Source organism: Arthrobacter sp. S2(2024), assembly GCF_036662515.1.
Classification (GTDB): Bacteria; Actinomycetota; Actinomycetes; order Actinomycetales; family Micrococcaceae; genus Arthrobacter.
The window spans coordinates 546,110-566,446 of the sequence record NZ_JAYKZI010000004.1; the positions used below are offsets into that span (position 1 = coordinate 546,110).

General features: G+C 65.0%; 22 protein-coding genes and 1 tRNA gene. 11 read left to right on the plus strand and 12 right to left on the minus strand.

The annotated features are described in order from the left end of the window. Positions 1-26 precede the first annotated feature (26 nt). Positions 27-99: transfer RNA gene (locus VLA65_RS12005), tRNA-Lys, on the minus strand. Between the two features lie 244 nt (positions 100-343). On the opposite strand from VLA65_RS12005, the gene VLA65_RS12010 reads away from it, so the two are divergent. The 3 genes from VLA65_RS12010 (at position 344) to VLA65_RS12020 (ending at position 2,874) form a co-directional block, all read left to right on the plus strand. Continuing rightward, on the plus strand, positions 344-1,003 hold the full coding sequence (locus VLA65_RS12010; RefSeq protein ID WP_078106945.1) for a hypothetical protein: 660 nt from the start codon (positions 344-346) through the stop codon (positions 1,001-1,003). Positions 1,004-1,241: 238 nt separating this feature from the next. Beyond that, the gene (locus VLA65_RS12015; protein WP_332602625.1) at positions 1,242-1,859 is read left to right on the plus strand and encodes a DUF47 domain-containing protein; all 618 of its coding nucleotides are present in this window, start codon (positions 1,242-1,244) and stop codon (positions 1,857-1,859) included. A 1-nt stretch (position 1,860) separates the two neighbouring features. Next, a complete protein-coding gene (locus VLA65_RS12020) occupies positions 1,861-2,874 on the plus strand; it encodes an inorganic phosphate transporter (protein WP_059388354.1) in 1,014 nt (337 codons plus the stop codon). Positions 2,875-2,980: 106 nt separating this feature from the next. On the opposite strand, the gene pstB is transcribed toward VLA65_RS12020, so the two are convergent. From pstB to pstS, 4 genes are all read right to left on the minus strand, one after another. Then, on the minus strand, positions 2,981-3,760 hold the full coding sequence (gene pstB, locus VLA65_RS12025; RefSeq protein ID WP_059388353.1) for a phosphate ABC transporter ATP-binding protein PstB: 780 nt from the start codon (positions 3,758-3,760) through the stop codon (positions 2,981-2,983). A 48-nt stretch (positions 3,761-3,808) separates the two neighbouring features. Further along, on the minus strand, positions 3,809-4,918 hold the full coding sequence (gene pstA / locus VLA65_RS12030; RefSeq protein ID WP_059388352.1) for a phosphate ABC transporter permease PstA: 1,110 nt from the start codon (positions 4,916-4,918) through the stop codon (positions 3,809-3,811). After that, on the minus strand, positions 4,918-5,850 hold the full coding sequence (gene pstC / locus VLA65_RS12035) for a phosphate ABC transporter permease subunit PstC (RefSeq protein ID WP_284990886.1): 933 nt from the start codon (positions 5,848-5,850) through the stop codon (positions 4,918-4,920). The genes pstA and pstC overlap by 1 nt, the downstream gene beginning before the upstream one ends. Before the next feature lie 140 nt (positions 5,851-5,990). Further along, positions 5,991-7,109 carry a phosphate ABC transporter substrate-binding protein PstS gene (pstS, locus tag VLA65_RS12040; RefSeq protein ID WP_059388351.1) on the minus strand — a complete coding sequence of 373 codons (1,119 nt, stop codon included), beginning with the start codon at positions 7,107-7,109 and terminating at the stop codon, positions 5,991-5,993. A gap of 282 nt (positions 7,110-7,391) precedes the next feature. Here pstS and VLA65_RS12045 point away from each other — a divergent pair, with 282 nt between their 5' ends. Together VLA65_RS12045 and radA are read left to right on the plus strand one after the other, a co-directional pair. Continuing rightward, positions 7,392-8,522, plus strand: a complete 1,131-nt coding sequence (locus VLA65_RS12045; RefSeq protein WP_332602626.1) for an FUSC family protein — start codon at positions 7,392-7,394, stop codon at positions 8,520-8,522. Between the two features lie 41 nt (positions 8,523-8,563). After that, positions 8,564-9,937, plus strand: coding sequence for a DNA repair protein RadA (gene radA / locus VLA65_RS12050; protein ID WP_284990888.1), 1,374 nt, complete (start codon positions 8,564-8,566; stop codon positions 9,935-9,937). A gap of 17 nt (positions 9,938-9,954) precedes the next feature. Here radA and VLA65_RS12055 read toward each other — a convergent pair whose 3' ends face one another. Next, positions 9,955-10,788: a MerR family transcriptional regulator gene (locus VLA65_RS12055; protein ID WP_332602627.1), complete on the minus strand. Its 834-nt coding sequence runs from the start codon at positions 10,786-10,788 to the stop codon at positions 9,955-9,957. 129 nt (positions 10,789-10,917) lie between these two features. Here VLA65_RS12055 and VLA65_RS12060 point away from each other — a divergent pair, with 129 nt between their 5' ends. Both VLA65_RS12060 and VLA65_RS12065 read left to right on the plus strand, forming a co-directional pair. Continuing rightward, the gene (locus VLA65_RS12060; protein ID WP_306964197.1) at positions 10,918-11,334 is read left to right on the plus strand and encodes a YybH family protein; all 417 of its coding nucleotides are present in this window, start codon (positions 10,918-10,920) and stop codon (positions 11,332-11,334) included. Positions 11,335-11,550: 216 nt separating this feature from the next. Further along, on the plus strand, positions 11,551-12,174 hold the full coding sequence (locus VLA65_RS12065) for a Pr6Pr family membrane protein (protein ID WP_332602628.1): 624 nt from the start codon (positions 11,551-11,553) through the stop codon (positions 12,172-12,174). 1 nt (position 12,175) lies between these two features. Here the strand turns inward: VLA65_RS12065 and VLA65_RS12070 are convergent, their stop codons facing one another. After that, positions 12,176-13,789, minus strand: coding sequence for a peptide chain release factor 3 (locus VLA65_RS12070; RefSeq protein WP_059388347.1), 1,614 nt, complete (start codon positions 13,787-13,789; stop codon positions 12,176-12,178). A gap of 334 nt (positions 13,790-14,123) precedes the next feature. On the opposite strand from VLA65_RS12070, the gene VLA65_RS12075 reads away from it, so the two are divergent. Then, a complete protein-coding gene (locus VLA65_RS12075) occupies positions 14,124-14,408 on the plus strand; it encodes a hypothetical protein (protein ID WP_332602629.1) in 285 nt (94 codons plus the stop codon). Between the two features lie 235 nt (positions 14,409-14,643). Continuing rightward, complete coding sequence (gene disA, locus VLA65_RS12080) at positions 14,644-15,720, plus strand: DNA integrity scanning diadenylate cyclase DisA (protein ID WP_059388344.1); 1,077 nt, start codon at positions 14,644-14,646, stop codon at positions 15,718-15,720. On the opposite strand, the gene VLA65_RS12085 is transcribed toward disA, so the two are convergent. Beyond that, positions 15,717-16,289: a hypothetical protein gene (locus VLA65_RS12085; protein ID WP_332602630.1), complete on the minus strand. Its 573-nt coding sequence runs from the start codon at positions 16,287-16,289 to the stop codon at positions 15,717-15,719. The genes disA and VLA65_RS12085 overlap by 4 nt on opposite strands. Before the next feature lie 309 nt (positions 16,290-16,598). On the opposite strand from VLA65_RS12085, the gene VLA65_RS12090 reads away from it, so the two are divergent. Continuing rightward, on the plus strand, positions 16,599-17,585 hold the full coding sequence (locus tag VLA65_RS12090) for an A/G-specific adenine glycosylase (protein WP_370872274.1): 987 nt from the start codon (positions 16,599-16,601) through the stop codon (positions 17,583-17,585). 22 nt (positions 17,586-17,607) lie between these two features. Here the strand turns inward: VLA65_RS12090 and VLA65_RS12095 are convergent, their stop codons facing one another. Next, complete coding sequence (locus VLA65_RS12095; protein ID WP_332602631.1) at positions 17,608-18,276, minus strand: class I SAM-dependent methyltransferase; 669 nt, start codon at positions 18,274-18,276, stop codon at positions 17,608-17,610. A gap of 10 nt (positions 18,277-18,286) precedes the next feature. Further along, the gene (locus tag VLA65_RS12100) at positions 18,287-18,568 is read right to left on the minus strand and encodes a hypothetical protein (protein WP_332602649.1); all 282 of its coding nucleotides are present in this window, start codon (positions 18,566-18,568) and stop codon (positions 18,287-18,289) included. On the opposite strand from VLA65_RS12100, the gene VLA65_RS12105 reads away from it, so the two are divergent. Then, positions 18,549-18,935: a hypothetical protein gene (locus VLA65_RS12105; RefSeq protein WP_441438126.1), complete on the plus strand. Its 387-nt coding sequence runs from the start codon at positions 18,549-18,551 to the stop codon at positions 18,933-18,935. The genes VLA65_RS12100 and VLA65_RS12105 overlap by 20 nt on opposite strands. A 59-nt stretch (positions 18,936-18,994) precedes the next feature. Here VLA65_RS12105 and dhaM read toward each other — a convergent pair whose 3' ends face one another. Both dhaM and dhaL read right to left on the minus strand, forming a co-directional pair. After that, a complete protein-coding gene (gene dhaM, locus VLA65_RS12110; protein WP_332602632.1) occupies positions 18,995-19,690 on the minus strand; it encodes a dihydroxyacetone kinase phosphoryl donor subunit DhaM in 696 nt (231 codons plus the stop codon). Then, entirely contained in the window at positions 19,687-20,337 is a 651-nt protein-coding gene (gene dhaL / locus VLA65_RS12115) for a dihydroxyacetone kinase subunit DhaL (protein WP_284990896.1), read from the minus strand. Before dhaL ends, dhaM begins: the two co-directional genes overlap by 4 nt.

Below are 20,337 nucleotides of genomic sequence, written 5' to 3' on the forward strand. Positions count from 1 at the left end.
AACCGTGCGGTTCCGGGGGTTTTGGGTGGGCCCTGTGGGGATCGAACCCACGACCCACGGATTAAAAGTCCGATGCTCTACCAACTGAGCTAAAGGCCCCTGCCGACTGTAGAAACAGCCATAAATACTGTACCTCAAGCTCAAGGCCGTTTTGACACGCTCGGCCCCCACGCCGTCGTGACCTCTTTTGACCCCAACCCCGACGACGACGCGCGGCAACCGCGGCGTGTCGCGGCGCCCATGGATTCAAAGAGGGTCAGGAAGGGAACGCCCGGCAGCAGGCACCACCACAACAAGCCCAGTCAAGAGTGCACGAGCGAAAACACAGGAGTAGCGTTGGGGCATGAGCGAACAATCGGGACCTCCTGTGTACGGCGGAGCAAACAGGCATCACAAGCCGAAACCCTTCGCGCCGGTTGACTTCGAGCCGTTTGCCGGCGGAGCGGACCCCGCGCGGGTGTCCGAAGCCGCTCACCTTGCCGCCCAGGCGCTCGTGCGGCGAGGTCGGGACAGCGATGACCCCAAGATCACCAGGCGCCTCGTGAAACTCGCTGACGAGCAAGGCCTCGAGGCCATCGCCGAGATGTGGGCCGAGAGCCCCGCCCGGTCTTTGCCCGGCGCATTGTGGCGGCTCTATGCATTGCGCGCGGCCACCATGCAGAACTCCGAGCGCATTTCCGTGTACTTCAAGGCCGGCCGGGACACCGCCCAGGTTTCCCATGTTGTGGCGGGGGCAGCCGAGCCGCCGGGAGCGGACGAAATGAAACAGATGGCGGATGCCATCCTTTCGGGAGCGTTCGACGGCGATTTCGACGTCGCGCTGGAACGCTCAGCCGCGTTTTGCCGCGTCGTCGCGTTGGGCCAAGCCACCCTGGCGGACAGTGCAGAGCATTCCAACGAAGGCCACGCAAGCAAGCTGACCCGGAACTCCCACCAGCTCGTGAAGACCGCGGAAGATCTCGAGCACGCGGCCAATGCTTGGCGCCTGGGCGAGCTGGACTGACGTGAAATATAAGGGTGCGGGACTGTCACAACCACCCCTGCCGCCAGCTGTCAAGATTGACTTAGCTCGGATGACGTAGAAAACTGAAACTGGTGTCGAACCGCGAAACCCCCGGGCTTCAACTTATAGCCGCTTCGAGCGGCCTACCGCCGAGAGGCGTATCCGGTTCGGCACCATTTTTATGCCCTTCGGCGAAGACGCCGCCCCACCCCTATCCCTCCCGCCTACCGGAAGCCAAATGAAGCTGCGTCTCTTCCCCCAAGAACCCGCCGGGTTGCAATTGTTGTCGCAAATGGCCCGCCAGATTCTTGAGGCAACCGGGACGCTTTCTGAGATCTTCGGAGCTCCCGTCTCGGAGCACGAACGGCTGGTGGAGGAGATGCACGAACACGAGGCGAAATCCACGGATCTGCATTTCGCCCTCTTGACCCACATGCGCACGAGCTTCGTGAACCCGCTCCCCCGCGAGGACATGTACGCCCTCTCCCGCTTCCTCAACGAGGCGATGGAAAAGCTGGATGCCGCGGGTGAGCTCGTGGCCCTCTACAAACTGGATCGGGTGCCCAAGCGCGCGGCGGACCAACTGGAGATCATCAGCCGCCAGGCGGAACTCACGGTTGATGCCATGCGCCAGCTGGACGATCTGGACGAACTCGAGGATTACTGGATCGAGGTGCTGCGGCTGGCCAAGCGTGCGGAGCGCAGCCACCGGACCTGGGTGGCCGAGATGCTCCGCGACATGAAGTCCGCCCAGTTTTCGCGGAACCGTGACGTGGCCAATCAACTGGTTGACGTCACCAAGGACATGCGCCGTGTCGCGACCCAGGTAGGCAGCATCATCGTCAAGGAAGCATGAGGTGGCAGTCGCGTTCTTCGCCCTTGTGGTGGTGCTGGCGGCTGGCTTCGCATTCCTGAATGGCTTCCGCGACGTCTCCACCGCCGTCGCGCTCTCCGTGCGGACCCGCGCCCTCACTCCGTCAGTCGCCGTTGTGTTGGCAGCGGTCTTCAATTTTGCCGGCGTGCTTCTCAGCGGCGGTTTCGCGCTGGTTTTCAGCCAGTCATGGGTGGTTCTCCCCTCGGGAATGAACGGGCTGACCATGCTCGCCGCGGGGCTGTGCAGCGCCATCCTTTGGGGAATCTACGCTTGGTGGCGCGGTGTGCCGCTCTCGTCGACCCATGCCTTGGTAGGAGGCCTCGTGGGCGCCGGAGCCGCAAGCGCAGTGATGGGAGGCAGCTCCGTCAACGGGGTAGACGGTATTTTGCTGGCGCAAGTGGTCCTGCCGTTGCTGCTGTCCCCCGTGATTGCTTTCCTTGGTGCCTATCTTCTCGTGTGGCCTGTCACATGGGCCGCCCGCTACACCCAGCCCGATGTCGTGCATGGCCGCTTCCGCCACGCACAGTCCGTCTCGGCCGCTGCGGTCGCGCTCGGCCACGGCCTGCAGGACGGGCAACGAACCGTAGCGGTGATCCTGTTGGGCGCCGTGGCTGCCGGAGTGTCCGACTCCAGCGACCTCCCGTTGTGGGTCATCCTGCTGACGGCCGTCATGCTCACGGCGGGAACGCTTTGTGGTGGTTGGCGCATCTCGTACACCTTGGGTTACAAGCTGACGCGGGTAGACCCGATGCGGGGATTCATCGCCCAGAGCCTGACCTCACTGATGTTGTTCATCGGTGCCATCGGCCTCCATTTGCCGCTTTCCACCACGCACACTGTGACGTCGGCAGTGCTTGGTGCGGGAACCAACCAGAACTTTTCCGTCACCAACCGCCGGATGGTGCTGCGGATCCTGGGGTTCTGGGTCGCGACGCCGATCGTTACCGCCGCCGTGGCGTTCGTCCTCGGACTGGCGCTCTCACCGCTTTCGCACTGAGTCCGGCTGTAGTCTTCCAAACACGAAAAAGCCCGACGGCGGTAGTCACCTATCCAGATGACGGTCGCCGTCGGGCTTTTCGCGCGGTTCCCAGGGAGCCGAGTGGTTACCCGAACCGGCCGGAGACGTAGTCTTCCGTGGCCTTCTGGGACGGGTTGTTGAAGATGGTGGTGGTGTCCGCGAACTCGATGAGCTTCCCCGGCTTCCCGGTGCCCGCGATGTTGAAGAACGCGGTCTTGTCGGAAACGCGTGCAGCCTGCTGCATGTTGTGGGTCACGATCACCACGGTGTACTCGTCCTTGAGCTCGTTGATGAGGTCTTCGACGGCCAAGGTGGAGATGGGGTCAAGCGCAGAGCAGGGCTCGTCCATGAGGATGACCTGCGGTTCCACGGCGATGGCACGGGCAATGCAGAGCCGCTGCTGCTGGCCGCCGGAGAGTCCGGAGCCGGGCTTCTCGAGGCGGTCCTTGACCTCGTTCCACAGGTTGGCGCCGCGCAGGGACTTCTCCACGAGTGCGTCGGCCGCGCCCTTGCTGATCCTCTTGTTGTTGAGCTTCACGCCCGCCAGCACGTTGTCGCGGATGGACATCGTGGGGAACGGGTTGGGCCGCTGGAAGACCATGCCAACCTGGGTGCGGACCGTCACGGGGTCCACGCCGGGGCCGTAGAGATTGTCGCCGTCGAGCAGGACTTCGCCTTCAACGCGCGCACCGGGAAGCACTTCGTGCATGCGGTTCAGGGTGCGCAGGAAGGTGGACTTGCCACAACCGGACGGGCCGATGAATGCCGTGACCGATTTGGCTTCAATGTTGATGTTGACGCCCTCAACGGCCAGGAAGCTGCCGTAGTAGACGTTCAGATCCTTGACGTCGATCCGCTTAGACATGGTGTTCCTTCGGTGCTGTGGTTGGAAGTTTGCGTGTGGCCTGGCGGCTCAACGGCCGGCCTTGGGGGCGAAGATCCGGGCGATCAGCCTGGCGCCGAGGTTCAGGAGCATCACCAGGATGATCAGGACCAGCGCGGCACCCCATGCCCGCTGGCTCGACGGGTCCGGGTTTGACGGCGAGGTCGGGTTCAGGATCTGCGTGTAGATGAACGTCGGCAGGGAGGCCATCCAGCCGCCGAACACGTTGTTGTTGATCGTTGTGGCGAAACCTGCGGTGACCAGGATCGGAGCCGTCTCGCCGATCACCCGGGCGATCGCCAAGGTGACGCCGGACGCGATGCCGGAAATCGCCGTCGGGATGACCACCTTGAGGATGGTGCGCCACTTGCGGACACCCAGTGCGTACGCCGCCTCACGGAGCTCGTTCGGGACGATCTTGAGCATTTCCTCGCTCGAGCGGACCACCACCGGGATCATCAGGACCGAAAGCGCCACGGCGGCAACCGCACCTGTCTTGGTGCCGGGGCCTACCACGGCGAAGAAGAAAGCTGCGGAAAAGAGACCTGCGACGATCGACGGGATGCCGGTCATAACGTCGACGAAGAAGGTGATGGCACGGGCGAGGGCCCGGTCGTTGCCGTATTCCACCAGGTAGATTGCGGTCAGCAGGCCCACAGGAACCGAGATGACCGTTGCAAGCAGGGTGATCTGCACGGTGCCCAGAAGCGCATGATAGATGCCGCCGAGGACCTTCGTGCCTTCATCGACGCTCTTGTTGTCGAGGGAACCTGTGACGCCGTTCATGGAAGTTGTCAGGAAGCCTGGGGTGATGATGCCCGGGATGCCGTTCACGAGGACGGTCCAGATCACCGAAATCAGGGGCAGCAGCGCCACAAGGAACGAGCCGACGATCAGGCACGTGGCTAGCTTGTCGCTCGCCTTGCGGCCGCCTTCGACAACTGCGCTCCAGCCGACCAGGCCGATCGCGAACAGGATCGCGGACACGAGGCCCCAGCCGAAGGCGTTGAAGCCGATCAACGCAAGGATCGCTGCGCCGAGTACCAAGGCGACGGCCAGGACGACGTACGGTGCGAAAGCCGGCAACTGGCCCTTGGTCAGTGCGGAGCGTTTGCGCGCCACGGGGGCTGTGACAGTCATTAGTTGGCTCCCGAGAATTCTTTGTGCCTGGAGATGATCCAGCGTGCAATCATGTTGACACCCAGGGTGATGACGAACAATACCAGGCCCGCGGCGATCAACGTGCTGACCTTGAGCCCGCTGGCTTCAGGGAAGTTCAAGGCGATTTCAGCGGCGATGGTCTGGTTTCCGGTCTGGATCAGGCTTGCGGTCAGGACGCCGGAGGACAGGACCAGGGCGACGGCCATGGTCTCGCCAAGCGCGCGGCCCAGGCCCAGCATGATGGCGCTCACGATACCGGGGCGGCCGAACGGCAAGACAGCCATCTTGATCATTTCCCAGCGGGTCGCGCCGAGGGCCAGGGCGGCTTCCTCGTGGAGCTTCGGGGTCTGCAGGAAGATTTCACGCGAGAGTGAAGTGATGATCGGCAAAACCATGACGGAGAGGACGATACTCGCGGTCAGGATGGTCTTGCCGGTAGCGGAGGCCGGGCCCTGGAAAATCGGCAACCAGCCCATGTTGCTGGCCAGCCAGCCGTAGGCGGGCGAAATCTGGGGGGCAAGGAACGCCGCGCCCCATGCGCCGTAGACCACGGAGGGAATGGCCGCGAGGAGGTCCACCACGTAGCCGAGACCCGAGGCAAGCCTGCGGGGAGCGTAGTGGGAGATGAACAGCGCGACGCCGATGGCTACCGGAGTAGCGATCACCAGCGCGATGACGGCGGCAATCAGGGTCCCGACGACGATCGGCCCGATGTAGGCGAAGAAGCCGTGGCCGCCTTGGATGTCCGCGGGTGGAGCCACAAGGGCCGGAATGGCCTGGATGACAAGGAAAAGTGCGACGCCGAAGAGAACCGCGAGGATCAGGCATCCCGCGGCCAGGGTGGCTCCGGAGAAGACCTTGTCCCCGGCGCGTCCGGCACCTTGGGAAGTGGTCAAGGAGTTGGTGGTCACTTCACGATCCTTCAGATTCACTCAAAAATGGCCAAGTTCCCCGCCCCGTCCGGTGATGTTTCACCAGCGCGGGACGGGGAACGTTGATATTCAAGGGTAGTGGCGCCGCGGTCCGCGGCACCACTACTCCATTGTGGTCCTTAGGCCTTGGCCTTGATGGAGTCAACAGCGGCCTTTGCCTTGTCCTGCAGCGCCTTGGAGAGCGGAGCGGACTTGGCGGAGCCGGCAGCGGCCTGCTGGCCGGCGTCGGAGACTACGTAGCTCTCGAATGCCTTGACCAGGTCAGCGGTTTCCTTCTTGTCGTAGGTGGTGCAGACGACGTGGTAGGAAACCAGGACTACCGGGTACGCGGAGGAATCCGTGGTGGTGCGGTCAAGCTTGATGGAAAGGTCTCCGGTCGGGCGGCCTGCAACGGGCTTGCCCAGTTCAACAGCCTTGGCGGCAGCGGCCGGGGAGATCTTGACGAAGTCCGAGCCAACCTTGATCTGTGCGGTGCCGAGCTTGCCGGAGACTGCGGAATCGTCAGCGTAGGTCACGGCACCCGGGGTGTCGGTGACGGTCTTGACGACGCCGGAGGTGCCCTTGGCGTTCTCGCCCTTCAGGGATGCGGGCCACAGGCCGGCAGCCTTGTCGGTCCAGACAGAGGGAGCAGCAGATGCCAGGTAGTCCGTGAAGTTCTGGGTGGTGCCGGAGTCGTCAGAGCGGTTGACCGGGGTGACCTTGAGGTCCGGAAGGGTGACTCCGGCGTTCAGGGCGGCGATTGCCGGGTCGTTCCAGTTGGTGATCTGGCCGCGGAAGATCTTCGCAACGGTGTCGGCGTCGAGCTTCAAGTCCTTGACGTTCGGGATGTTGAAGGCAACGGCGATCGGGGAGATGTACACCGGGATGTTGATGGCGCCGTCGGTGCCGCACTTGGTCTTGGATGTGGCCAGTTCAGCGTCGCTCAGGTAGGCGTCGGAGCCTGCGAACTGCGCGGAGCCGTCAAGGATGGCCTTGCGGCCTGCGCCCGAGCCGTCCGGGGAGTACTGGACCGTGGCACCCGGGTTCGCGGAAGCGAAGTTGGTCTTCCAAGCGTCCATTGCGGCGCCCTGCGCCGAAGAGCCGATGCCGGTCAGGGTGCCGGTGACCTTGACGCCTGCGGCGCTCTGGGTGGCTGCCGGGGCGCCGGTTGCGTTGTCTGAACCACAAGCGGTCAGCGCAAGGGCGCCGACTGCGAGGACCGCGATTGCCGCGTTGCGGCCGAAGCGAGTTGCCTTCACTGGGATGTACCCCTTCCAGGGATTCTCTGATGCGTACCGAGGGAGAAAGTCGGCATACGAAAGATTTGCGTACGTGTTTGTACCTTTATCGACGGTAGGAGTCGCAGGTAAAGGGATCGGCGGTCCAAAGTGAACGGGAGGTGAACGGCTGTGGACCATTGGCTTACATGTGCAGCGTCACCCTTGCGCTTGGCGAGTCATAAGGGATTAAGTGACGCCCCTCACTTTGCGGTTCCTTCGGCGAGCCTCATTTACTAGGCAGCTCCTGAATAGACTTGAGCCATGACCGCCCCCCAAGGACTTTCAGCGAGCAAGAAATTCCTGCGGGCGCGGCTGCGAACTGGCTTCGTCCGCAGCCGGAACTCCTTGGTCCCGGCCGTCCAGATGACCGTGTGCGCCGTGGGCGCCTACGCGTTCGCTGAATACATCCTTGGGCACTCAGGACCCCTTTTCGCCGCGACTTCGTCGCTGATCTCGCTCGGCTTCTCGCGGGATCCGCGGCTTCGCCGGGTCGTGGAGGTCGGGCTTGGCTGCACCCTCGGGATCGTCATCGGCGATCTTCTGCTCCACTGGCTGGGTTCGGGAATCTGGCAAGCCGCCGTCGTGCTCCTTTTCTCCATCCTCCTGGCCCGGTTCCTGGACAGTGGCACCATCTTCACTACCCAACTGGGCCTGCAATCGCTTCTCGTGGTCTTGCTGCCCGCGCCGGCCGGGGGGCCGTTCACCCGAAGCATCGACGCCGTTGTGGGCGGGGTTTTCGCGCTACTGGTTACCATGCTGGTCCCGAAGGACCCGCGCAGGGAGCCGCGCCAGGACGTCCGCAAGCTCCTGCACGAACTCTCGGAGGTCCTCCGTGAATGTGCCGGCGCATTGATCAACAGCGACTCCACCCAGGCCTGGCATGCCCTCATCCGGGGGCGGAATTGCCAGCCGCTCGTGGACCGGATGCGCCAATCCCTCAAGGCATCCGGTGAAGTGGCCACGCTCGCCCCGGCGTACCGGCGGCACCGCGACGAGCTGACCATGCTGGAGGAGTCGTTGGATTCCATCGACCTCGCCCTCCGCAACAGCCGGGTGTTCGCGCGGCGGCTCACGAGCGCCATCAACCATGCAGCATTGACCGACGAGGCGACGGACAGCATTTCGGAGGTCCTCCAGGACACGTCCGCCGCCGTCGAGGAACTGTCGCTCGGCCTCGCGGAAGTGCACGACGGCGCCCGCCGGGCCCACCTGCGCGGCGCACGGCAGGACTTGGCCGACATTGCCACCCGGCTGCACCCCAAAATGCTTCACGTCCAGAAGCTCGAGGGCGAAACAGTGGTGATGCTGTTCCGCCCGCTCATGGTGGACCTGCTCGAAGCCGCGGGCATGGACCCCCGGGAAGCCCGGGACGTGCTTCCTCCCTTGCAGTGAGGCGCGCTTGACTGTCCTACCCCTCCACTAGCCTTGTACGCATGGCTTCCAAGACCTCACGCACCTCCAAGACACCCGCGTACAAATGTGCCGAATGCGGGTGGACCACTGTCAAGTGGGTGGGGCGCTGCGGCGAGTGCCAGGCGTGGGGCACTGTGGAGGAAACGGGCGCCACAGTAGCGCGTACGACGGCGGCCACAACGGTTTTGGAGCCGGCTCGCCGGATTGCCGAGGTAGACGGCACCACCGCCGCGTTCCTGCCCACCGGCGTCGACGAACTGGACCGCGTCCTGGGCGGAGGGCTGGTTCCCGGCGCGGTGATCCTGCTCGCCGGGGAACCCGGCGTCGGGAAATCCACCCTCCTGCTCGATGTCGCGGCGAAGTTCGCCCGCACGGGCCAGGACGTCCTGTACGTCACGGGCGAGGAATCGGCGGCCCAGGTCAAGCTCCGCGCGGAACGGATTGACGCGGTCGCGCATACCCTCTATCTCTCGGCGGAAACGGACCTCGGGCAGGCCCTGGGGCAAGTGGAGAAGCTCGAGCCGAAACTGCTGATTGTGGACTCGGTACAGACCCTCAGCAGCGCCGACGTCGAAGGTAGCGCGGGCGGAGTCTCTCAGGTCAGGGAAGTCGCGGCGTCCATTATCGCCGCCGCAAAGCGCCGCAACATGACCACCCTCCTGGTTGGCCACGTGACGAAGGACGGCTCCATTGCCGGTCCGCGTCTCCTGGAGCATCTGGTGGACGTCGTGTGCCAGTTCGAAGGCGAGCGCCATTCCCGCTTGCGATTGTTGCGCGCGGTCAAGAACCGCTATGGGGCCACGGACGACGTCGGCTGTTTCGACCTGAACGAAGCCGGCATCGAAGGCCTCGCCGATCCCAGCGGGCTTTTTGTGTCGCGGACGCGCGAGCCGGTGTCCGGCACCTGCATCACCGTGACCATGGAAGGCCGGCGCCCGCTGTTAGCCGAAGTGCAGTCGCTCCTGGCCGAAAGCGCCAGCTCACAGCCGCGCAGGGCCACGAGCGGCCTGGACAGCTCGCGCGTCGCCATGCTCCTGGCTGTCCTTCAACAACGGGCCGGTTGCATCCTGCACAAGGACGACTCCTACGTGGCCACAGTCGGAGGAGTGAAGCTGAGCGAGCCGGCCACCGACCTTGCGGTAGCGCTTGCCGTGGCGTCGGCGAAGGCGCGGAAGGCACTGCCTCAGCGGCTCATTGCCTTCGGCGAGGTTGGCCTGGCCGGCGAGGTCCGTCCCGTTCCAGGGATCAACCAGCGCATCCACGAGGCGCAGCGGCTTGGGTTCACCCATGCGGTGGTGCCCGCCAGCCCCAACGGACCGGGGCCCATCCCGGAGGGTTTCTCGGTCCGCGAAGTGGCACACCTGGCCGAGGCCTTGGAACTGCTGATCACCTAGCGCCGTGACCGCACAGGTTAACCGGGCGACGGTCCGGTGTGGAAGATCGGCCAGCAGATCTCGGTGCGCCACTCGGCCGCATTTGCGCTCTCGTGGCGCCCGACGGGGTAGTACTCGCGGATCGGGCCGTCCACGGCGAGGGCATGTTCAGCGACGTACGTGCCGAGGGCACCGTAAGCCAGGTCGATATTCGCGTGCGGGCCGCGGTGCACAATCGTCGCCAACTCGACCGCCGGGATGACCAGCGCGTCGACCCGACCCATGGGACGCAGCGGTCCGGCGCAAGGCACGAAGATCGTGGCCGGTCCGCGCCCGTGGGTGAACAGGTCTGTAGTGAAGATCCCGCCAGCCGGTGCGTCGGCGGCCAGGCCCTGGGCGTCGAGCGTCGCGTAGATCTCACCGAGCGCACCCTGGTACCAGGTCAACGCCTCGGCGACGTCCACCGTCTCGGTGATCGCAGCCGCCGGCGTGGCCGGAACGCTCCGGCGCCCGATCTCGGCCCGGGTGCCGCCCGGCGGGCGGGTAAGCAGGTCGCGCAGCGAGGCGACCGCAGACTGGCTGCGCGCCAACTCCCGCTCCATCTGGTTCAGGTGCGCGGCCAGCAGCGCGTTGCGGGTGTCGAGGTCGGGAGCGGCCAGCACCTTGGCGATCTGCTCGACCGGCATGTCCAGGGCGCGAAAGCGGCGGATGATCTGCGCGGTCGGGATCTGCGCGGTGGTGTAGTACCGGTGGCCGGTGTGCCGGTCCACCTCATCCGGTTCCAGCAGGCCCACCTGGTGGTAGTAGCGCAGCGTCTTCACGCTCAAGTGCGTGGCCCTTGCGAAGTCCCCGATCGGCAGTGTCGCGTCCATGCCTGCCACTATGCCACCTCCCCCAAGGGGAGATACACGGGCGCGAGCGGGTCTTGCACCTCCCCTGACGGCACGCCGCAGGGTTGTCCGTAGCGGCCGATCAGGGCCGCGAGATGAAGGGAGCAAGTCATGACGACGACCGAGCAGGACAAGGAAGCCATCATTGCCATCGTCCGCGAGATGGCAGCGTCGATGACCGGTGCCCAGAGCACCCGGCACTGGGCGTCCGACGTGCTGTGGTTCGACATCCCCCCGTTCGCGTCCAGGGGCGTCCCACCGGCGCGAAAGCTGTTCGACGACACCTTCGCCAACTTCGAGTCCTGCAACGTCGAGATCCTCGAACTGGACGCGAAGGTCAACGGGGACATGGGCATCGTCTGCACGGTGCAGAGCACGAACATCGTGCTCAAGAACGGCTCAACCAAGCACGTCATGGCCCGGCAGACCGACTGCTTCGAGCGGCGTGAGAACCGCTGGGAACTGATCCACCAGCACGCCTCCGTCCCGGCCGGCGGCGCGTGGGACGGCAAGATCACCACCGCGTAGGGCCCGATCTGCGACGCGACCGGCTCGACTGGCTTCCCGTGCGGGCCCAGTAGCTTGACGGGCCAACCCGGCGAACGCATTTGGTCACAGCACTGGCGGCCTCTTCACCCAGTCCACCACTGGACATCTGCGTGGATCACGCTGGCTGGCAGCTGACAGCTTGGTCTCGGAGTGTCGGGCGCGTGCCTTAGCCGCGCCCACCGGAAGATTGTCCCCATGACCAAAAGAAATGTGCTCATTGGGGGACGCCTCTTCTTTGCCCTCCTGACCCTTGCAGCGGTCGGGACGCAGCTCACGGTCCACATCGACCTGGGCTTCGATCCGTGGAACTTCTTCAGCTACTTCACCAACCTGTCCAACATCTTCGCGTCGGTGGTGCTGTTGATCAGCGGCTACCGCGTGCTGGTTGGCAAGCGGCCAAGCGAACTCGACGACGCCACCCGGGGCACTGCCACGATCGCCATGGCCGTCGTGGGACTCGTCTTCGGCGCGCTCCTCGCAGGACAGGACCTCGGCTCCCTGCTGCCGTGGGTCAACTTCGTAGTCCACTACCTCATGCCGGTTGTCATGGTGGCCGACTGGCTGTTCCAGCCTCCGCGCTCCAGGCTGACCGTCAAGCACCTCTGGTATTGGTTGCTCTACCCGGTTGCCTACCTCGTCTACAGCCTGGTCCGCGGCTCATTCGTCAACTGGTACGCCTACTGGTTCATCGACCCTGTGCGCGCCGGCGGTTGGGGCGGAGTGGCGGTTTTTGCGGTAGCGATCGCCGTAGGATTCCTCGTGGTGAGCCTCGCCATGCTGGGGCTGGGAAACAAGCTCGAACGCCAAGTGAGCTACTGAACTATTTCGCGGGGTTGTGCGTGCCGATCGGGACCAGCGTGAGCTTCGGGTGGTTCTTCTCGATGCGGCGGAGAGCCCAGACATCGTTGAACAACGCGAGGTATTCGCCGTCGGACCTCAACAGCACCTCAGCGCCCGGGACGTTGGCAAGCGCCGGCATGGCCTCCGCCGTCGAGATCCTCGCCATTGAGTACGGGAGGCGCTCCAAGCGCATCGGGGCGTTGAAGTCGTGGGCCATGCGGTCTTCAACCACTTCGAACTGCATGGGACCCACAGCGGCGAGCACGGGTGCCTGGTCGCCTCGGACGTCGGAACGGAGCACCTGGATGACGCCTTCATGCTCAAGCTGTTCGATGCCGCGGCGGAACTGCTTGAAGCGGCTGGGGTCCTGGGACCTGGCCACTTGGAAATGCTCGGGGGCGAAGAGCGGAATGGCGGGGAATTCCACGGGTTCTTCCAGGAAAAGGCTGTCTCCAACGCGGAGTGAGGACGCGTTCACCAAGCCGACAACGTCCCCGGGATAGGCCTCGTCGATGACTTCGCGTTCGCGCCCGAACACCTGCTGGGCGTACTTGGTGGCGAAGGACTTCCCGGTGCGGGTCTGCGTGACCACCATGCCGCGCTCAAAGACGCCGGAGCACACCCGGATGAAGGCAACGTGGTCGCGGTGGGCCTTGTTCATGCCGGCCTGGACCTTGAAGACAAACCCGGCAAAGGGAGCGTCAACGGAACGGGGCTCGCCGTCAACGTCGGGGCGGGGTGCTGCCGGGGGCGCGAAATCCACCAGGGCATCCAGGATCTCCTTGACCCCGAAGTTCAAGGCCGCCGAGCTGAAGAGGATGGGCGTTGCCGTTCCGGCGTGGAAGCTCTCCACGTTGAACTCGAGGTTTGATTCGATCACGAGTCCGGCTTCGTCGACGGCGTCGCTCCAGTTGTCGCCCTGGGTCTCGGCTGCTTCTTCCGGGGTGAAGTACTCGGTGATGGCGATGTTGGCGCCGGCGTTGTTGCGAGCGAACCGTGCGAAGCGGTCATTCCGCAGGTCCCAGACTCCACGGAAGTCGCCGGAAATGCCCACGGCCCAGGTCAAGGGCATGGGCTGGAGTCCGGTGCGTTCCGTGATCTCGTCCATCAGGGCGAGCGCGTCGAGGCCCGGGCGGTCCCATTTGTTGATGACCGTGATGATCGGCAGGTTGCGCTGCTTGCAGACCTCGAAGAGCTTCATGGTCTGTGTTTCCAGGCCCTTGGCGGCGTCCACCAGCATCACTGCGCAGTCGACGGCGGCCAGTACGCGGTAGGTGTCCTCGGAGAAGTCGGCGTGGCCCGGGGTGTCCAGCAGGTTGATCACGGTGTCCCGGTAGGAGAACTGCAACGCCGCGGAGCTGATGGAAATACCGCGGTCCTTTTCCATCTGCATCCAGTCGGAAACAGTTTCCTTGCGGTTGGCCTTGCCGCTCGACGCACCGGCGGTGCCGATGACCTTGGCATGCAGGGCGAGGGCTTCCGTGAGCGTGGACTTGCCGGCGTCAGGGTGCGAGATGACCGCGAAAGTCCGACGCCGGGAGGCCTCATGGTGAATTTCCTGGACTCGGGCGGGGCTCAGGACTTCTTGGGACACGGTGCTACTTTCGCTGCGATCTGGGCGTTGCCCGCACTGGAACGACGGGCCGAACGTGGAATGGAGGCTGGATACGGGCCCCGCGCGGGCCGGGGCCAACTCAGGGAGTGGCACGATTTGCGCGCCAGCCAAGATACCAAGTTTATCGCAGCCCGGGACCACGCCGGAGGCAGCGTCCCAACCCAGCGCTTAACAGGATCGAAACGAGGTGCACAAACCTCCGAAATCACCGGCCGATAGTTTGGAGCAATGGCGGACGCCTCCGGCCCGCGTTGGAGCCGTCCGCCCGGAAAAACTGAGCAGCCGACGATGGCATGAAAGGAACAGGGCATCAATGAAACCAGGGAATGGCTTGTTCTACGATCCCCTCGGCCCCTCCCCCGCGGCGAACTCCACAGGGTTCACGCCGGTGAACTCCACAGGATTCACGGAATCGAACTCCGCCGCGGCCAGGAGCTGGCCCCAGCAAGGACACCGCCCGGACGCGAGCATGGGCGGTACCCACTCTCCAGCGAGGCAAACGCATCCGGACACCGGAAGGGCGGCGGCCAGGGAAGCCGCGCTGCAGAGTGTACGGCGCGACCTTGAGCGACTCGCGCGCCTTCGGACGGCTCCATGACGGTCCCGGGGACCGAGCCCAAAGCGGCGGTCCGGCGACCGCCGTCGAGCGCGTTTCCGGGGCCTCGTCACCTAACCTTTTTTGGGGCACTTTAAGGCTTGCCCGTGCGGTTGTTGCCGGTCTATACCTCTATCATTGAGCTTGCGGGAAACATGGCATTTTGATCCCGCCGACTTATTGCTGAAAACCGGCACACTTGCGGGCGCGCCTGCGTGCACCTTTGAAGGGAACACCTATGGCTCGGAGCCCCGAAGATTCGCTCAAGGCGACTCTGGGCAGGGTGGCCCCCGGAACACCGTTGCGTGACGGCCTGGAACGCATCCTCCGTGGGCGCACCGGTGCCCTGATTGTGTTGGGCACGGACCGGACCATCGAATCCATCTGTTCAGGCGGCTTTGAAATCGGCATCGATTTCTCCCCGACGCGACTGCGTGAGCTCGCGAAGATGGACGGTGCCATCATCTGCGACAAAGACGCCGGGAATATCCTTCGTGCAGCAGTACAGCTTGTGCCGGACTCCAGCATCGAGACCCAGGAATCAGGAACGCGTCACAGGACGGCCGAGCGCGTAGCCATCCAGACAGGTGTTCCGGTGATTTCGGTCAGCCAGTCCATGCAGATCATCGCCCTCTACGTCAACGGCCTGCGGCACGTGCTGGAGGGCTCCGAGAAGGTCCTGGCCCGCGCCAACCAGGCTCTCGCAACCCTCGAACGCTACAGCGCCCGATTGGACCAGGTCACCAGCGCCCTGTCGGCCCTCGAAATCGAGGCCATGGTCACCGTCCGGGATGTGGCGGTCACCCTCCAGCGCCAGGAAATGGTCCGGCGCATCGCCGAGGAGATCGCCCAGTATGTCCTGGAGCTGGGTGAGGACGGCAGGCTGCTCTCGCTGCAGTTGGAAGAGCTCACCACCGGCCGCGGCCCGGGCAGCGACGTGATCATCCGGGACTACGCCGGTGCCGACGCTTCGCCCGAGGACATCGACGGCGCTGTGCAGGCCCTTTTGGATCTTGGCCCGGCGGAGCTGATCGACCTGGGCAAGATCGCCGGAATCATCGGTTTCGCCGGAGGCATGGACGTGCTCGACGCCGGTGTGCAGCCGCGCGGCTACCGCCTCTTGTCCGGGCTGAAGTCGGTTCCGAAAGCCGTGGCCGACCGTTTGGTGGAGCACTTCGGCGGACTCCAGTACCTCATGGCCGCCACTATCGACGATCTCATGACCGTGGACGGCATCGGCGACCAGCGTGCCCGGACTGTCCGTGAAGGGCTCAGCCGCATGGCCGAAGCCAGCCTGCTGGACAGGTTCCTCTAGCCGAGCTGGAACACGGCTTTCGTGCTCGCTTTGTTTCCCAGGACGGCTTTGAACGTGTAGGTGCCGGTGGCCGGCTTGGCCGAGATGACGCCACAACCCTCCGTCGTCCGGTTGCGTTGCCAGGGGAAGTTGGCGATCTCGCTCTTGCCCGGATCGATCTGCTTCACGAGGTCATCGCCCTTCGCTTGGCAGTCCTTGGAGGAGAAGATCCGGTCCTCGCCGCTCATTACCAGGAACTCCATCTGCGACGTGCCGACGTTGACCTGGCACGGCGCTGCTCCGCCGTTGGTGATCTTCATGCTCAACACGGGGTTCTGTCCGGCCGCATAAGCGGGCTGGTCTGTAGACGCCGTTACCGTCACCAGGTTGAGGTCGCACACAGGGGTGGCCGGGGGTGTTGTGGCGGGCGCGATGGAATCCGTCGAAGGCGTCTGGCTCGCAGGAGCGGCTCCCACGGCTTGGGTCTTGGCTGCGCCGGGATCAGCCTTGCCTGCAAGGGATGAACTCATGGCAACGACCCCGGCAACGAGCATCGCCAGGACCACCAGGAGGGCACCGAAGACAACCAACCTCCGACGCCGGTAAACGGCAGGGCTTGTCCGCCGCCTTTGGGGCCGGACCCCATTCGCGGAACGGCTTGCTCCTGCGGTCCGGGCAGGGCTTTTTGCCGACGGCGACGTGCGCGGCCTCGGCGGTTGCTTGCCCTTGTTGACCATGCTTCTAGGCTAGGCAACGCAAGGCCCGGATGGCACCGCACCACGCCGCCGGGGCCTGATCGGAGCCAGTATGACCTACGTCATTCCGGGCCGGCTCCACTACAGTGGATGGCAGGAATCGGCCGCCAACAGGGCCCGCCACGAACCGCAGCAAGGATCTTCATGTCACTGCCCGGCTCCGCCGAGATTGCCAGCGCCGCTGAACTTGCCGGCACCCCTCACCTCACGGACTTGCACCACTCCATGGACCGTTGGTTCTCCGAGGTGGCCCGCGTATTGCCGTGGAGGGCCCCGGACTGCAGTCCATGGGGGATCCTGGTCAGCGAGGTGATGCTGCAGCAGACTCCGGTGGTTCGCGTCCTGCCGGTGTGGGAAGACTGGATGGATCGCTGGCCGGAACCTGCGGACCTCGCGGAGCAGCCCTCGGGTGAGGCCGTGCGGCATTGGGGCAGGCTCGGTTATCCCCGCCGCGCGCTCAGGCTCCACGCGGCCGCCGTCGCGATCGTGGAACAGCATGGCGGCAAGGTGCCGGACACGCACGCATCGCTGTTGAGCCTTCCCGGCGTCGGCGACTACACGGCAGCGGCGGTGGCTGCTTTTGCGTTCGGGCGCCGCGAAACAGTGGTGGACACGAACATCCGGCGGGTGCACGCCCGGCTCGTTTCAGGACTCGCCCTGCCGGCGCCGTCGCTCACCGCGTCGGAGATGCGCCTTGCCGAATCGCTCATGCCCGACGACGTCACGCTCTCCGTCCGCTGGAACGCTTCCGTCATGGAACTCGGAGCGCTGGTGTGCACGGCCCGCTCCCCCAAGTGCTCAGACTGCCCCGTCCGCGACTCCTGCGCGTGGCTTGCCGCAGGTGAACCGCCCCCGACGTACACCCCCAAGGGCCAGGCGTGGCACGGCACGGACCGGCAGTTGCGGGGTGCCGTCATGGCCGTGTTGCGCGTGGCCGATTCGCCGGTAGCCCCTGAGCTGTTCGAGCGCCCCGCAGCCGACCTCGGCTTCGACGCCGAGGGCACGGCCGTGCCGCTGGCTGCCCTGCACCGCTTGAATTCGGCCCCGGAGCAGTTGGAACGCGCTCTTGAGGGGCTCCTGCGCGACGGTTTGGCCGAGATGCACGACGGCGGACTGCGGCTCCCGGCCTAGGCTTCCGTTTGCGCCGCGTCCTTCACGCCGTGGCCGGCTTGCGGGCTGGCTTGCGGGCTAGAAGGTAGGCCTGCGGGGTCTTCTCGTACCTGTCGTCCGGTTCGCGGAGAAGCTGTGCCTCGACGACCAAGCCGGCCTGAAGGAGGACTTCCGAGATGTGTTCCGGCGGCAAGCGGTAGGCATCGAGGTCGATCTCGTGGCCATACGCGAAGCCCAAGTGCCTGGGCTCGTCACCGGCTTGGAACGCGAGCAGCAACAAGCCGCCGTCCAGGAGGGTCCGGTGGAATTCCGCGAACACCCGCAGCAAACGGGCCGGAGGCGTGTGGATGATCGAATACCAGGCGACGATGCCGTCCAGGGTGCCGTCCGCCAACTCCAGTGCCTCCATCGACCCTTCACTGAACTGCAGGCTGGGGTGATCGCGGCGGGCTACAGCCACCATTTCCGGCGACAGGTCGATGCCGAAAGCCGCCAGGCCGAGTGAACGCAAGTGCGCCGTGATCCGTCCGGGCCCGCAACCAATGTCGGCAACTGTCTCGCCGCCCGAGGACTGCACGAGCTCGGCAAAGGTGCCGAGCATGGCCCGGTCATAAGGTTTGGTGTGGAGTTCGTTGCGCAGGAGTTCGGCGTAATCGACGGCTACCGTGTTGTATGCGGCGCGAGTGGCATGCACATCCGAGGGTTCAGTCATGGAAAGAACCCTATTCTTTATGGCCGGCTTGCTCCTGGACTCCACGGAAAACCCGGCCGTTACTTAGCCCGATGTCGCGGAGCCGCAACGATCCGCAGATGTCGGTAACGATGTGCCTGCCAGTTGCGGGCATCCCGTTCCGGGCGTCGGCTGCGGGATTATTCTCAAGTATGCGCAGGTTGTGGGCCGCCATTGCATTGACCACGACGGCGGCGCTCTGGTCGGGATGCGAACCCCAAGTCACCGTTTGCCCGGCAATTGCGATGGCCCCCGTGGTCTCCCTGACAATCACGGCAGACTACGCGCCGACGGTCAAAACCGTCCACTTGAAGGCATGCCAGGACGGGAAATGCCGCGAGGGCGATGTGGAGCTGCGCCCGGGCAGCGTGTCGCTCCCTCAATCCTGCGGGCCGGAACCTGAAGGGTCATGCTCTGCCGTCGCGTCACCGGATGGCACCCGCTACGGCTTCCTCAACATGGGAACGCTGACGTCCTCGCCCATCGATGCCGAAGTGACTGGCCTGGACACAAACGGCGGGACCTTGCCCACCAGGACGCTCAACTTCACGCCGAAAAGTACCAAACCGTGGGGCGAGCAGTGCCAGACCGCCATTACGGCGAGCCTCTTGCTCGATGCCCATGGTCTGCGGCAGTCCTGAACACCTCCGCGGCACGGCAAATCTCGGCGTGCGGCGACATATCGGCGTGAAGGGCGACGTCAGATCTCGCCGAATCCCTGTTCCACCAGCCGCCTGACGTAGTCCACGGCTTTCGATGAGTCTTTGCCCCAAGCCTCGACCCTGAGTTTGCCGCCCTGGCCCACGGCGAGGCTCATGAGTTCCATGATGGAGGTGCCATCGACGCCGTTTACCGTTGCCTCGACATCCATCCCGGCCAGTCCGCCCGCAATCTTCGCCGCAGGCCTGGCGTGCATTCCCATGGGGTTTATGAGCTCGAACTCGCCGCTTTCCGCCGGTTCGCCCCTTCCTTGGGATTCGGCTGTCCCCGCGGACTCAAAAACAGGCTCCGGGCCGAATCGAACCGACTCCGCAGCGGCCTTCACTGCGGCGGCCATGGCACCACCCTGGGTGGCCACCGCTGCGGCGACCAGGCCCTCCACCAAGGGAGCGTCGGCGAGGAGCACTTTGTCCGGTTCGCTGCAGAACTCGGCCGCTGATTCTGCCGTCATGACCGCGGAACCAAGGTCCGTCAGAACCACCACGCCATCCCCTGAAGCCTCCCCAAGTCCTGCCTCGAATGCGGCGATCGCTTTCTCCAGGTCGGTGCCGATCCGGCCATCCTCCGTCCCGCCGACGGCGTAGAACCGCACATCGGGGGCCATCTGCGCGGCCAGTTCAACCGCGCCCTCCGCGATCTTCCGACTGTGCGAAACCACCACCAAGCCCACCGTCATTCAGCGGACCCTTCGGGGAATCCGGCGGCGGTCGCGGCGGCGCGCAACAACAGCGCAGAAGACGCAGCCCCGGGATCTCGGTGACCGGCGCTGCGTTCACCGAGGTAGCTTGCGCGCCCCTTGCGGGCTACCAACGGATCAGTCGTCACGGCCCCGACCTCGGCAGCCTCGGCCGCCGCGGCCAGCACCGCCACAGCATCTCCTCCAGCCACGAGGACCTCGTCCGCCGCTTCCACGGCGGGAGACCAGGCATCCACCATGGTTTTGTCGCCCAGCTCCGCTTTTCCGCGGGCAACAATTCCGTCCCGAGCCGCAGTCAGTGCTCCTGCAAGCGCCGCTGCATCAACGTCCGCGCTTTCTCCCAGCGCCGTTGCCGCCCGAAGATACGCGGTTCCGTACAGCGGTCCGGCTGCCCCGCCCACCTTGGACATCAAGGCCATCGCCGCCAGCTTCAGCGCTGCACCGGGCGTTTCGGGTGGAGTCTGGGCAAGTTTCTCCATGACGGCCTGGAATCCCCGGTCCATGTTTTCACCGTGGTCGGAGTCGCCGATCGCGCGGTCCAGAGCAATCAACTCTTCCCGGTGCTCGGCCATGAGCCGTGCGGAGAGCGTCAACCATTCGACCGCCCATTCGACCCCCAGGCCCAC